Genomic DNA, 13257 nt, shown 5'->3' with positions numbered 1-13257 from the left:
TTGCACTGTCCGGAGCCGCCTCAGGGCGGCTCCTTTTTGTACCCGTCATGTGAAAATCAGCCAGCTCTTATAGGGGCGAACCGGCAGGAAGCGCATGATGTCACCTGATTTAAATCATCCCATTCGTGACACTCGCAGGAAAGAAAATGGCTACCAACGCAAAACCCGTCTACAAACGCATTCTGCTTAAACTGAGCGGCGAAGCATTGCAGGGGACTGAAGGTTTCGGTATTGACGCAAGCATCCTTGACCGTATGGCACAAGAGATTAAAGAACTTGTTGAACTGGGCATTCAGGTTGGCGTAGTGATTGGCGGCGGTAACTTGTTCCGCGGTGCAGGTCTGGCGAAAGCGGGTATGAACCGCGTTGTGGGCGACCACATGGGCATGCTGGCGACAGTAATGAACGGCCTGGCAATGCGTGACGCACTGCATCGCGCCTATGTGAACGCCCGCCTGATGTCCGCCATTCCGCTGAACGGCGTGTGCGACAACTATAGCTGGGCAGAGGCTATCAGCCTGCTGCGCAACAACCGCGTGGTGATCCTCTCCGCAGGTACCGGCAATCCATTCTTCACCACAGACTCCGCAGCCTGCCTGCGTGGTATTGAAATTGAAGCCGATGTTGTTCTGAAAGCGACCAAAGTGGACGGCGTGTTTACCGCTGACCCGGCGAAAGATCCAACCGCCACCATGTACGAGCAGTTGACCTATAGCGAAGTACTGGATAAAGAGCTGAAAGTCATGGATCTGGCGGCGTTTACGCTGGCTCGTGACCACAAATTGCCGATTCGCGTCTTTAACATGAACAAGCCTGGCGCACTGCGTCGCGTGGTCATGGGTGAAAAAGAAGGCACTTTAATCACGGAATAATTTCCGTGAGCGCCAAATACGGGTAAGATTCCGCTTTAATTATGCCGGTCACTTACCCGGTGGCATATTTTAAACGAGACTATACTTAGCGCATCAGTGCTACCGTCTGGTCTGTCTGAGACTAGTTTTCAAGGATTCGTAACGTGATTAGCGATATCAGAAAAGATGCTGAAGTGCGCATGGAAAAATGCGTTGAAGCGTTCAAAACCCAAATCAGCAAAATACGCACGGGTCGTGCTTCTCCCAGTCTGCTGGATGGCATTGTCGTTGAATATTACGGCACCCCGACCCCACTGCGTCAACTGGCAAGCGTAACGGTAGAAGATACCCGCACGCTGAAAATCAACGTGTTCGACCGTTCAATGGGCCCGGCCGTTGAAAAAGCGATCATGGCATCAGACCTCGGTCTGAATCCGAGCTCCGCGGGTACCGATATCCGTGTTCCGCTGCCTGCACTGACCGAAGAGCGTCGTAAAGATCTGATCAAAGTCGTGCGTGGCGAAGCAGAACAGGGTCGTGTCTCTGTGCGTAACGTTCGTCGTGACGCTAACGACAAAGTTAAAGCGCTGCTGAAAGATAAAGAAATCAGCGAAGATGACGATCGTCGTTCTCAGGACGACGTGCAGAAACTGACCGATGCCGCCATCAAGAAAATTGATGCGGCGCTGGCAGATAAAGAAGCGGAACTGATGCAGTTCTAATCTGCATTTGTTTCCAGCAAACGCCGTACAGGAAGCGTAATGCTTTGCTGACGGCGTTTTGCTTTTTAGCGCCTCAAATAGCAAGCTGGACCTCACATGAAGCAAATAACCGTACTGGGCTCAACGGGCTCTATTGGCTGTAGCACGCTGGACGTGGTGCGCCATAACGTCGACCGCTTTGCCGTTGTTGCACTGGTGGCCGGGAAAAACGTTAACCGGATGGTCGAACAGTGCCTGGAGTTTTCCCCGCGTTTCGCGGTGATGGATGACGCCCGGAGCGCCGAGGCTGTAAAAATTGCGCTGCGTGAACATGGCAGCGCGACGGAAGTGCTCTGCGGAAAGCAGGCTGCCTGCGAGGTCGCGGCACTGGATGAGGTTGATCAGGTGATGGCGGCGATTGTCGGCGCCGCGGGTTTAGTTCCGACCCTTGCCGCGATTCATGCCGGAAAAACGGTTTTACTGGCTAATAAAGAGTCGCTGGTGACTTGCGGACGCCTGTTCCTGGAAGCCGTTAAGTCGAGTGGGGCGCAGCTTTTGCCCGTGGATAGCGAACATAACGCCATCTTTCAGAGTTTGCCGCAAACTTTTCAGCAAGACCTGGGTTACGCTGATCTCGGGCAGCATGGCGTCACGTCCATTCTGCTTACCGGGTCTGGTGGCCCGTTCCGTGAGACGCCAATCAGCGATCTGCGCGCAATGACGCCGGATCAGGCTTGTCGTCATCCGAACTGGTCGATGGGGCGTAAAATTTCCGTCGACTCTGCCACCATGATGAATAAAGGTCTGGAATACATTGAAGCCCGCTGGCTGTTCAACGCCTCCGCCGCGCAAATGGAAGTGGTGATTCACCCGCAGTCGGTTATCCACTCTATGGTGCGCTATAAAGATGGCAGCGTGATCGCGCAACTGGGTGAGCCCGATATGCGCACGCCTATCGCCAACGCGATGGCCTGGCCGGGGCGCGCAGAGTCTGGCGTGAAGCCGCTTGATTTTTGTAAGCTGGGCGCACTGACATTTAGCGAACCGGATTACGGCCGCTATCCTTGCCTGAAACTGGCGATGGATGCGTTCGACCAGGGGCAGGCGGCAACGACCGCACTCAATGCCGCGAACGAAATCACCGTCGCCGCATTCCTGGATTCGCAGATTCGCTTTACCGATATTGCGGCGGCTAATCTGGCCGTGCTGGAAGCGATGTCGCTTGCGGAGCCGCAGTCCGTCGATGAGGTGCTGAAGATTGATGCCCTTGCGCGTGATGTGGCGCGAAAACAAGTGACGCGTTTCGCAAGCTGAGGATTATCAGCCTGGGAACTGTCATGGTATTTGTTAGCGTCTGGCTTCAGTGATATAGTCTGCGCCACCGATTGCGCCTCTGTTATCAGGGGGAATCGTGAAAGCCGTGCTTCAACACGGCTTTTTTGCGAGAGAAATATCAGTATTCCGGGGTACCGCTCATTCCTTTTCATGGACTAAAAACGCGTTATGTTGTCTGCTAATCAACCAATCAGCGAAAATGTGCCTGCCCACGGGTGTCGCCATGTGGCAATCATCATGGACGGCAATGGTCGCTGGGCGAAGAGACAAGGGAAGATTCGCGCCTTTGGACATAAAGCCGGGGCGAAGTCTGTTCGCCGCGCCGTATCGTATGCGGCGAATAACGGCATTGAAGCATTAACCCTGTATGCGTTCAGCAGTGAAAACTGGAATCGCCCCGAGCAAGAAGTTAGCGCATTGATGGAGCTTTTCGTGTGGGCGCTGGATAGCGAAGTAAAAAGCCTGCACCGCCACAATGTTCGGTTGCGTATCATCGGTGATACTAGCCGGTTCAACGTCCGCCTGCAGGAGCGTATCCGTAAAGCGGAAGCGTTGACTGAAAATAATACCGGGCTGACGTTAAACATCGCCGCCAATTATGGTGGTCGATGGGATATTATTCAGGGAGTTCAGCGACTGGCTGAACAGGTTCAGGAAGGGTTACTCCGTCCCGATCGCATCAGTGAAGAGATGCTAAGTCAGCAAATCTGCATGCATGAACTGGCTCCCGTAGATTTGGTAATTAGGACAGGGGGAGAACATCGCATCAGTAATTTTCTTATCTGGCAAATTGCCTATGCTGAACTTTACTTTACCGATGTTCTTTGGCCCGATTTCGATGAACAAGACTTTGAGGGTGCGCTGCATGCTTTTGCAAATCGCGAACGTCGTTTCGGCGGCACCGAGCCTGGTGGCGAAAAGGCCTGATGGGGGTAGCTTTTGCTGAAGTATCGCCTGATTTCTGCATTAATTTTAATACCCGTTGTTATTGCGGCGCTGTTTTTGCTGCCGCCAGTGGGGTTCGCCATTGTTACGCTGGTCGTCTGTATGCTGGCGGCGTGGGAATGGGGACAACTGAGCGGATTTAGCTCGCGTACGCAGCGGGTATGGCTGGCGGTACTTTGCGGCCTGTTGTTGGCGGTGATGCTCTTCTTGCTTCCTGAGTATCATCATAACCTCCATCAACCGGTTGTTGAGATTTCGCTATGGGCCTCACTGGCCTGGTGGGTTGTGGCGCTATTACTGGTGCTGACCTATCCAGGTTCAGCGTCGTCATGGCGTCATTCAAAAACGCTGCGTCTGCTGTTTGGCCTGCTGACTATTGTGCCGTTCTTCTGGGGCATGGTGGCGCTGCGCGCCTGGCACTATGACGATAACCACTATAGCGGCGCGCTGTGGCTGCTGTATGTCATGATCCTCGTCTGGGGCGCGGATTCCGGCGCGTATATGTTTGGCAAACTGTTTGGCAAGCATAAGCTGGCGCCGAAGGTCTCGCCGGGGAAAACCTGGCAGGGATTCATCGGCGGGCTGTTTACAGCAGCGATCATTTCCTGGGGCTATGGAATGTGGGCAAATCTGGACGTAGCCCCCTCAACGCTATTAATATGCTCCATTGTCGCCGCGCTGGCCTCTGTGCTGGGTGACTTGACTGAGAGCATGTTTAAGCGTGAAGCCGGTATCAAGGACAGTGGACATTTGATCCCCGGTCACGGCGGTATTCTGGACCGAATTGACAGCCTGACGGCGGCGGTACCAGTGTTTGCGTGCTTGCTGTTGTTAGTTTTCAGGACGATTTAACGGATGGGTCTATGCTGAGCATACTCTGGAATCTGGCGGCATTTATTGTTGCCCTGGGTGTATTGATCACCGTCCATGAATTTGGTCACTTCTGGGTTGCTCGCCGCTGTGGCGTTCGCGTAGAGCGTTTTTCCATTGGTTTTGGCAAATCGCTCTGGCGACGTGTCGATAAACACGGCACTGAATTTGTTATCGCCCTCATTCCCCTGGGCGGCTACGTCAAAATGCTGGATGAGCGCGTCGAGCCGGTTGCACCGGAGATGCGCCACTATGCATTCAACAATAAAACGGTGGGACAACGTGCTGCCGTTATTGCTGCCGGCCCTGTCGCTAATTTCCTTTTTGCTATCTTCGCCTACTGGCTGGTGTTTATCATCGGCGTCCCTGGCGTTCGTCCTGTTGTTGGTGAAATAACCCCCAATTCGATTGCGGCGGAAGCACAAATTGCACCAGGTACGGAACTAAAAGCCGTAGATGGTATCGAAACGCCTGATTGGGATGCAGTGCGTTTGGCGATGGTCGCGAAAATTGGCGACGAGCGCGCGACCCTTACTGTTGCCCCTTTCGGCAGTGAACAGCGTCAGGATAAAATCCTGAATTTGCAGCACTGGGCGTTCGAACCGGATAAAGAAGATCCTATCGCTTCACTCGGTATTCGCCCGCGCGGTGCGCAGATTGAACCTGTTCTCGCCGAGATTCAGGCCGACTCTGCTGCCAGCAAAGCCGGTTTGCAAGCAGGCGACAGGATCGTTAAAGTCGATGGTCAGCCGCTGGAAAACTGGATGATGTTTGTCACGCTGGTGCGTGATAACCCCGGTAAAGGACTGCGGTTAGATATCGAAAGGCAGGGGAGTCCCTTGTCTTTGACGCTGATACCGGATACAAAACACGGTAACGGAAAAGCGGAAGGGTTTGCGGGTGTGGTTCCAAAAGTGATCCCGCTGCCTGACGAATACAAGACAGTGCGCCAGTATGGGCCGTTCAGCGCCATCGCACAGGCCACGGATAAAACGTGGCAGTTGATGAAGCTGACGGTAAGCATGCTGGGAAAATTGATTACCGGTGACGTCAAACTGAACAACCTCAGTGGGCCGATTTCGATCGCTCAGGGGGCTGGGATGTCAGCGGAGTACGGGTTGATTTACTATCTGATGTTTCTTGCGCTCATCAGTGTGAATCTGGGTATCATCAACCTGTTCCCGCTCCCCGTGTTAGACGGGGGCCATCTGCTGTTTTTGGCGATTGAAAAGCTGAAGGGCGGTCCGGTATCCGAGCGAGTTCAAGACTTTAGTTATCGCATTGGCTCAATACTGCTGGTGCTGTTAATGGGGCTTGCACTTTTCAATGATTTCTCTCGGTTATGAGAGTTAGTTAGGAAGAACGCATAATAACGATGGCGATGAAAAAGTTGCTTATAGCGTCGCTGCTGTTTAGCAGCGCGACCGTATACGGTGCTGACGGGTTCGTGGTGAAGGACATTCATTTCGAAGGCTTGCAGCGAGTCGCTGTTGGTGCGGCCCTCCTCAGTATGCCAGTACGTCCTGGTGATACCATAACTGATGACGATATCAGTAATACCATTCGCGCACTGTTTGCCACTGGCAACTTTGAGGACGTTCGCGTCCTGAGAGACGGCGATACGTTACTGGTTCAGGTTAAAGAGCGTCCAACGATTGCCAGCATCACCTTCTCCGGCAACAAGTCGGTGAAAGATGACATGCTCAAGCAGAACCTTGAAGCATCTGGCGTTCGCGTGGGTGAATCTCTTGACCGCACCACCCTCTCGGATATCGAAAAAGGGCTGGAGGACTTCTACTACAGCGTCGGTAAGTACAGCGCAAGCGTCAAAGCCGTTGTCACTCCGCTGCCGCGTAACCGTGTTGACCTGAAACTGGTCTTCCAGGAAGGCGTCTCCGCGCAGATCCAACAGATTAACATCGTGGGTAATCACGCGTTCAGCACCGAAGATCTCATCTCTAACTTCCAGTTACGTGATGAAGTGCCGTGGTGGAACGTAGTGGGCGATCGTAAATATCAGAAACAGAAACTGGCGGGTGACCTTGAAACCCTGCGCAGCTACTATCTGGATCGCGGTTACGCACGTTTCAACATCGATTCCACGCAGGTGAGTTTGACGCCGGATAAAAAAGGCATCTACATCACCGTTAACATCACCGAAGGCGACCAGTACAAGCTGGAGAGCGTTCAGGTGAGCGGGAATCTGGCAGGTCACTCTGCTGAAATCGAAGCGCTGACCAAAATTGAGCCGGGCGAGCTGTATAACGGCACCAAAGTGACCAAAATGGAAGACGATATTAAAAAGCTTCTGGGTCGCTATGGTTACGCCTATCCGCGCGTTCAGTCTCAGCCGGAAATCAACGATGCGGATAAAACCGTTAAGTTGCATGTAAACGTCGATGCGGGTAACCGTTTCTACGTGCGCAAAATCCGCTTTGAAGGTAACGACACCTCGAAAGATTCCGTTCTGCGTCGCGAAATGCGTCAGATGGAAGGGGCATGGCTGGGCAGCGATTTAGTTGACCAGGGTAAAGAGCGTCTCAACCGTCTGGGTTACTTCGAAACCGTGGATACCGACACCCAACGTGTACCGGGCAGCCCGGATCAGGTGGATGTGGTTTACAAGGTGAAAGAGCGCAACACCGGTAGCTTCAACTTTGGTGTCGGTTACGGTACAGAGAGCGGCGTCAGCTTCCAGGTTGGCGTACAGCAGGATAACTGGTTGGGTACGGGCTACTCCGTTGGTATCAACGGCACCAAGAACGACTACCAGACCTATTCTGAGTTTTCTGTGACCAACCCGTACTTTACGGTCGATGGTGTGAGCCTCGGCGGGCGTATCTTCTACAATGACTTTAAAGCAGATGATGCGGATCTCTCCTCCTACACCAATAAAAGTTATGGTGTAGATGGAACGCTGGGCTTCCCGATCAACGAATACAACACGCTGCGCGCGGGTCTGGGGTACGTCCACAATGACCTGTCCAACATGCAGCCGCAGGTGGCGATGAACCGTTACCTGGAGTCAATTGGTCAGAATGCCAGCACCACGTCCGATGATAATAACTTCTCGGCGGATGACTTCACCTTCAACTACGGTTGGACGTATAACAAACTGGACCGCGGCTACTTCCCGACGGACGGTTCGCGCGTTAACCTGAACGGTAAGGTGACAATTCCGGGCTCTGATAACGAGTTCTATAAAATCACCCTGGATACCGCGTCCTACTTCCCGATTGATGACGACCACAAGTGGGTTGTGCTGGGTCGTACACGTTGGGGTTATGGTGATGGTCTGGGTGGCAAAGAACTGCCGTTCTATGAAAACTTCTATGCCGGTGGTTCCAGCACCGTGCGTGGCTTCCAGTCGAACAACATCGGCCCTAAAGCGGTTTACTACGGGCCGGGTACGGATAACTGCGAAACCACGAAAACTGGCGTATGTTCTTCTGATGATGCAGTCGGCGGTAACGCCATGGCCGTTGCAAGTATGGAGCTGATTGTTCCGACCCCGTTCGTGAGTGATAAATACGCGAACTCTATCCGTACATCCGTCTTCTGGGATGCGGGTACCGTATGGGATACTAACTGGAGCACGAAAGGGATGCCGAGCGATATCCCTGACTACAGCGATCCAAGCAACATCCGTATGTCTGCGGGTATCGCATTACAATGGATGTCCCCATTGGGGCCGTTGGTCTTCTCCTACGCCCAGCCGTTCAAGAAATACGATGGAGACAAAGCCGAGCAGTTCCAGTTTAACATTGGTAAAACCTGGTAATTGCTCACTAGCAAAGGAATGCAGTGCAGTGTAGTGACGCTGTATAGGCATAGCGTTAAGTGGCCTTCGGGCCACACAAAAAACGGTACCTTCGGGTACGCATGGGATGGTAAGGAGTTTTATTGTGAAAAAGTGGTTAGTAGCTGCAGGTTTAGGTTTAGCAATGGCTGCGTCTGCTCAGGCAGCAGATAAAATCGCAATTGTTAACATGGGCAACCTGTTCCAACAAGTTGCACAGAAAACCGGTGTTTCCAGCACGCTGGAAAATGAGTTCAAAGGCCGTGCCAGCGAACTTCAGCGTATGGAAGGCGACCTGCAGTCTAAAATGCAGCGTCTGCAATCCATGAAAGCAGGTGCAGACCGCACCAAGCTGGAAAAAGACATCACTTCTCAGCGCCAGACTTTCGCTCAGAAAGCCCAGGCATTTGAGCAGGATCGTCAGCGTCGCACCAACGAAGAACGTGGCAAACTGGTTACCCGTATCCAGACTGCTGTGAAATCTGTTGCAAGCAGCCAGAGCATCGACCTGGTTGTTGACGCTAACGCCGTTGCATTCAACAGCAGCGATGTTAAAGACATCACCGCTGATGTACTGAAACAGGTTAAATAAGTAATGCCTTCAATTCGACTGGCTGATCTCGCGCAGCAGTTGGATGCGGAATTACACGGTGATGGCGATATCGTCATCACCGCTGTCGCGTCCATGCAATCCGCGACCACAGGCCATATTACGTTCATGGTGAATCCTAAGTACCGTGAACACCTGGCCGCTTGCCAGGCCTCTGCTGTCGTCATGACCGCAGACGATCTTCCTTTCGCCAAAAGCGCGGCGCTGGTAGTGAAGAATCCCTACCTGACTTATGCCCGCATGGCTCAAATTTTAGATACCACGCCGCAACCGGCGCAGGATATCGCCCCCAGCGCGGTCATCGACCCTACGGCGACGCTCGGTAATAACGTCTCTATCGGCGCGAACGCGGTGATTGAATCCGACGTTGTGCTTGGCGACAACGTGGTGATTGGGGCCGGCTGTTTTGTCGGTAAAAAGACGAAAATCGGCGCAGGCTCGCGTCTGTGGGCAAACGTCAGCATTTACCACGACATCGAGATCGGTGAAAATTGCCTGATCCAGTCCAGCACCGTGATCGGCGCGGATGGTTTTGGCTACGCTAACGATCGTGGCAACTGGATTAAGATCCCACAATTAGGTCGCGTCATTATTGGCGATCGCGTGGAGATTGGCGCCTGTACCACTATTGACCGCGGTGCGCTTGACGATACGGTAATCGGCAATGGTGTTATTATTGATAACCAGTGCCAGATTGCACACAACGTGGTGATTGGCGACAATACCGCGGTGGCAGGCGGCGTTATTATGGCCGGCAGCCTGAAAATTGGCCGTTACTGTATGATTGGCGGCGCCAGCGTCATTAATGGTCATATGGAAATTTGCGACAAGGTTACAGTAACCGGCATGGGCATGGTGATGCGCCCGATTACTGAACCTGGCGTTTATTCTTCTGGTATTCCGCTACAACCGAATAAGGTGTGGCGTAAGACAGCAGCACTGGTGATGAATATTGATGATATGAGCAAGCGTCTGAAAGCTATAGAACGCAAGATCAGTCAACAAGACTAAACAGTCACCCACATTGAACTGTCCCCGACTCCCCGGGTTTTGCTCTGGTGTGACGGCGTGACATTTATCGGCCTGTCGGATTTCTTCAAATCTGGCAGGCCGTGTTATTATTGCCATTCAGTATATTTTGACAGGAAGAGTATTTTGACTACCGACACTCATACTCTGCACATTGAAGAGATTTTAGAACTTCTGCCGCACCGTTACCCGTTCTTGCTGGTCGATCGCGTGCTGGATTTTGAAGAAGGTCGTTTTCTGCGCGCAGTGAAAAATGTTTCCGTAAATGAGCCGTTTTTCCAGGGCCACTTCCCTGGTAAGCCGATTTTACCTGGCGTGCTGATTCTGGAAGCGATGGCGCAGGCTACCGGTATTCTGGCGTTCAAAAGCGTAGGTAAACTGGAACCTGGCGAACTTTACTACTTCGCAGGTATTGATGAAGCGCGCTTTAAGCGCCCTGTTGTGCCTGGCGATCAGATGATTATGGAAGTCACCTTCGAGAAAACCCGTCGCGGCCTGACGCGCTTTAAAGGCGTTGCGCTGGTTGACGGCAAAGTTGTCTGCGAAGCGACTATGATGTGTGCGCGTAGCCGGGAGGCCTGATCCGTGATTGATAAAACCGCCTTTATCCATCCTACCGCCATTGTTGAAGACGGCGCCGTTATCGGTGCTAACGTTCACATTGGCCCATTTTGTATTGTGGGGGCCAACGTCGAAATTGGCGAAGGTACCGTTCTGAAGTCTCACGTTGTAGTTAACGGCAACACCAAAATTGGCCGTGATAACGAGATTTATCAGTTTGCCTCCATTGGTGAAGTGAACCAGGATCTGAAATATGCTGGCGAACCTACCCGCGTGGAGATTGGCGATCGCAACCGCATTCGCGAAAGCGTCACCATTCATCGTGGCACAGTACAGGGTGGTGGATTGACGAAGGTGGGCAGCGATAACCTGCTGATGATCAACGCGCACGTCGCGCATGATTGCCAGCTTGGCGATCGCTGTATCCTTGCCAACAACGCCACGTTGGCAGGTCACGTTACGCTGGATGATTTTGTGATTATCGGCGGTATGACTGCGGTTCATCAGTTCTGCATCATTGGTGCGCACGTGATGGTTGGCGGTTGTTCCGGCGTTGCGCAGGACGTTCCACCGTTCGTGATCGCGCAGGGCAACCATGCCACGCCGTTTGGGGTGAACATCGAAGGTCTGAAACGTCGCGGATTTAGCCGTGAGGCGATTACTGCTATCCGTAATGCGTACAAAGCGTTGTACCGTAACGGTAAAACGCTGGATGAAGCGAAAGCTGAAATCGCTGAACTGGCAGAGCAGTATCCGGAAGTGAAAGCGTTTACGGAATTTTTCGCGCGTTCTACCCGCGGTCTGATTCGTTAATGACTGAGCGTCCATTAACGATTGCACTGGTCGCCGGAGAAACTTCCGGCGATATTCTTGGTGCTGGCCTGATCCGTGCCCTCAAGGCACGGGTGCCCAATGCGCGGTTTGTCGGCGTTGCCGGCCCGCGCATGCAGGCTGAAGGTTGTGAAGCCTGGTATGAGATGGAAGAGCTGGCGGTGATGGGGATTGTCGAAGTCCTTGGCCGTTTGCGTCGACTGTTGCACATTCGTGCCGATCTCACTAAGCGTTTTAGCGAACTGCAGCCGGATGTTTTCGTCGGCATTGATGCCCCGGATTTTAACATCACGCTTGAGGGCAACCTGAAGAAGCAGGGCATTAAAACCATCCACTACGTCAGCCCGTCCGTCTGGGCCTGGCGACAGAAACGTGTTTTCAAAATAGGCAGAGCCACCGACCTGGTGCTCGCATTTCTGCCTTTCGAAAAAGCGTTTTACGACAAATTTAACGTTCCCTGCCGCTTTATTGGACACACCATGGCCGACGCCATGCCGCTGGATCCGGATAAAAACGCGGCGCGGGATGTGCTGGGTATTCCCCATGATGCTCACTGTCTGGCTCTGCTGCCGGGCAGTCGCGGCGCGGAAGTGGAAATGCTCAGCGCTGATTTTCTGAAAACGGCGCAAATTCTGCGTCATCACTATCCGGATCTGGAAGTGGTGGTGCCGCTGGTTAATGCTAAACGTCGTGAACAGTTCGAACGCATTAAGGCCGAGATTGCGCCGGATCTCCACGTTCACCTGCTGGATGGCATGGGGCGTGAAGCGATGGTTGCCAGCGATGCGGCACTGCTGGCCTCAGGTACGGCAGCGCTGGAGTGCATGCTGGCGAAATGCCCGATGGTGGTGGGCTATCGCATGAAACCGTTCACCTTCTGGCTGGCGGAACGACTCGTTAAAACTGATTATGTGTCGCTGCCTAACCTGCTTGCCGGGCGCGAGCTGGTGAAAGAGCTGCTGCAGGACGAGTGCCAGCCGCAGGCGCTTGCAGATGCGTTACTGCCGCTGCTGGCGAATGGCAAAACCAGCCACGCTATGCACGACACTTTCCGCGAGCTACATCTGCAAATCCGCTGTAACGCCGATGAGCAGGCAGCCGACGCGGTTCTGGAGTTAGCACGATGATTGAATTTGTTTATCCACACACCCATTTAGTGGCCGGTGTGGATGAAGTTGGCCGCGGCCCGCTGGTCGGTGCCGTGGTGACGGCGGCGGTGATCCTCGATCCCGCCCGTCCGATTGTGGGTCTGAATGACTCCAAAAAACTGAGTGAAAAACGCCGTCTGGCGCTGTTTGATGAAATCAAAGAAAAAGCGCTGTGCTGGAGCCTGGGTCGTGCAGAGCCGCATGAAATCGATGAACTGAATATTCTGCATGCGACAATGCTGGCGATGCAGCGCGCTGTCGCAGGTCTGAGCATTGTGCCGGAGTATGTGCTGATTGATGGCAACCGTTGCCCCGCATTACCGATGCCCTCGATGGCGGTGGTGAAGGGCGACAGCCGTGTGGCGGAAATCAGTGCCGCCTCGATCATGGCGAAAGTGACGCGTGATGCTGAAATGGCCGCACTTGACGGTATATTTCCGCAATATGGCTTTGCCCAGCACAAAGGCTATCCAACCGCTTTCCATCTGGAAAAGCTGGCAGAATACGGTGCCACCGAGCACCACCGACGCAGTTTCGGCCCGGTCAAACGGGCGCTGGGTCTGGTATCCTGAATCTC

At 53.4% G+C, this 13257-nt stretch carries 13 protein-coding genes; all 13 read left to right on the top strand.

Going from position 1 to position 13257, the window contains the following annotated elements; translation table 11 throughout:
• Positions 1 to 146: 146 nt before the first annotated feature.
• The 13 genes from pyrH to rnhB all read left to right on the top strand — a co-directional run bounded on the left by pyrH (position 147) and on the right by rnhB (position 13252).
• Complete coding sequence (gene pyrH, locus VSR74_RS08980; RefSeq protein ID WP_015965845.1) at positions 147 to 872, top strand: UMP kinase; 726 nt, start codon at positions 147 to 149, stop codon at positions 870 to 872.
• Positions 873 to 1015: 143 nt separating this feature from the next.
• Complete coding sequence (gene frr / locus VSR74_RS08975) at positions 1016 to 1573, top strand: ribosome recycling factor (protein WP_231825333.1); 558 nt, start codon at positions 1016 to 1018, stop codon at positions 1571 to 1573.
• A 96-nt stretch (positions 1574 to 1669) separates the two neighbouring features.
• Positions 1670 to 2866 carry a 1-deoxy-D-xylulose-5-phosphate reductoisomerase gene (ispC, locus tag VSR74_RS08970; protein WP_347794410.1) on the top strand — a complete coding sequence of 399 codons (1197 nt, stop codon included), beginning with the start codon at positions 1670 to 1672 and terminating at the stop codon, positions 2864 to 2866.
• 189 nt (positions 2867 to 3055) lie between these two features.
• On the top strand, positions 3056 to 3814 hold the full coding sequence (gene ispU / locus VSR74_RS08965; protein WP_347794409.1) for a (2E,6E)-farnesyl-diphosphate-specific ditrans,polycis-undecaprenyl-diphosphate synthase: 759 nt from the start codon (positions 3056 to 3058) through the stop codon (positions 3812 to 3814).
• 12 nt (positions 3815 to 3826) lie between these two features.
• Positions 3827 to 4684 carry a phosphatidate cytidylyltransferase gene (cdsA, locus tag VSR74_RS08960; protein ID WP_347794408.1) on the top strand — a complete coding sequence of 286 codons (858 nt, stop codon included), beginning with the start codon at positions 3827 to 3829 and terminating at the stop codon, positions 4682 to 4684.
• 11 nt (positions 4685 to 4695) lie between these two features.
• On the top strand, positions 4696 to 6048 hold the full coding sequence (gene rseP, locus VSR74_RS08955) for a sigma E protease regulator RseP (RefSeq protein WP_347794407.1): 1353 nt from the start codon (positions 4696 to 4698) through the stop codon (positions 6046 to 6048).
• Between the two features lie 29 nt (positions 6049 to 6077).
• Positions 6078 to 8483, top strand: coding sequence for an outer membrane protein assembly factor BamA (gene bamA / locus VSR74_RS08950; RefSeq protein WP_347794406.1), 2406 nt, complete (start codon positions 6078 to 6080; stop codon positions 8481 to 8483).
• A gap of 124 nt (positions 8484 to 8607) precedes the next feature.
• Positions 8608 to 9093, top strand: coding sequence for a molecular chaperone Skp (gene skp / locus VSR74_RS08945; protein WP_041686314.1), 486 nt, complete (start codon positions 8608 to 8610; stop codon positions 9091 to 9093).
• 3 nt (positions 9094 to 9096) lie between these two features.
• Positions 9097 to 10122, top strand: coding sequence for a UDP-3-O-(3-hydroxymyristoyl)glucosamine N-acyltransferase (lpxD, locus tag VSR74_RS08940; protein ID WP_347794405.1), 1026 nt, complete (start codon positions 9097 to 9099; stop codon positions 10120 to 10122).
• 144 nt (positions 10123 to 10266) lie between these two features.
• Positions 10267 to 10722, top strand: coding sequence for a 3-hydroxyacyl-ACP dehydratase FabZ (fabZ, locus tag VSR74_RS08935; RefSeq protein ID WP_004145858.1), 456 nt, complete (start codon positions 10267 to 10269; stop codon positions 10720 to 10722).
• Positions 10723 to 10725: 3 nt separating this feature from the next.
• Positions 10726 to 11514, top strand: a complete 789-nt coding sequence (lpxA, locus tag VSR74_RS08930) for an acyl-ACP--UDP-N-acetylglucosamine O-acyltransferase (RefSeq protein WP_347794404.1) — start codon at positions 10726 to 10728, stop codon at positions 11512 to 11514.
• Positions 11514 to 12659, top strand: a complete 1146-nt coding sequence (gene lpxB / locus VSR74_RS08925; protein WP_347794403.1) for a lipid-A-disaccharide synthase — start codon at positions 11514 to 11516, stop codon at positions 12657 to 12659. Before lpxA ends, lpxB begins: the two co-directional genes overlap by 1 nt.
• Positions 12656 to 13252: a ribonuclease HII gene (rnhB, locus tag VSR74_RS08920; RefSeq protein ID WP_347794402.1), complete on the top strand. Its 597-nt coding sequence runs from the start codon at positions 12656 to 12658 to the stop codon at positions 13250 to 13252. The genes lpxB and rnhB overlap by 4 nt, the downstream gene beginning before the upstream one ends.
• The last annotated feature ends 5 nt before the right edge of the window (positions 13253 to 13257 follow it).

Origin of the sequence: Pseudocitrobacter cyperus (assembly GCF_039889165.1) — a bacterium.
In the GTDB taxonomy this organism is placed as follows: Bacteria; Pseudomonadota; Gammaproteobacteria; order Enterobacterales; family Enterobacteriaceae; genus Pseudocitrobacter; species Pseudocitrobacter cyperus.
The sequence above is the reverse complement of the archived record's forward strand: the minus strand, read 5'-3'. Positions and strand labels throughout refer to the sequence as shown.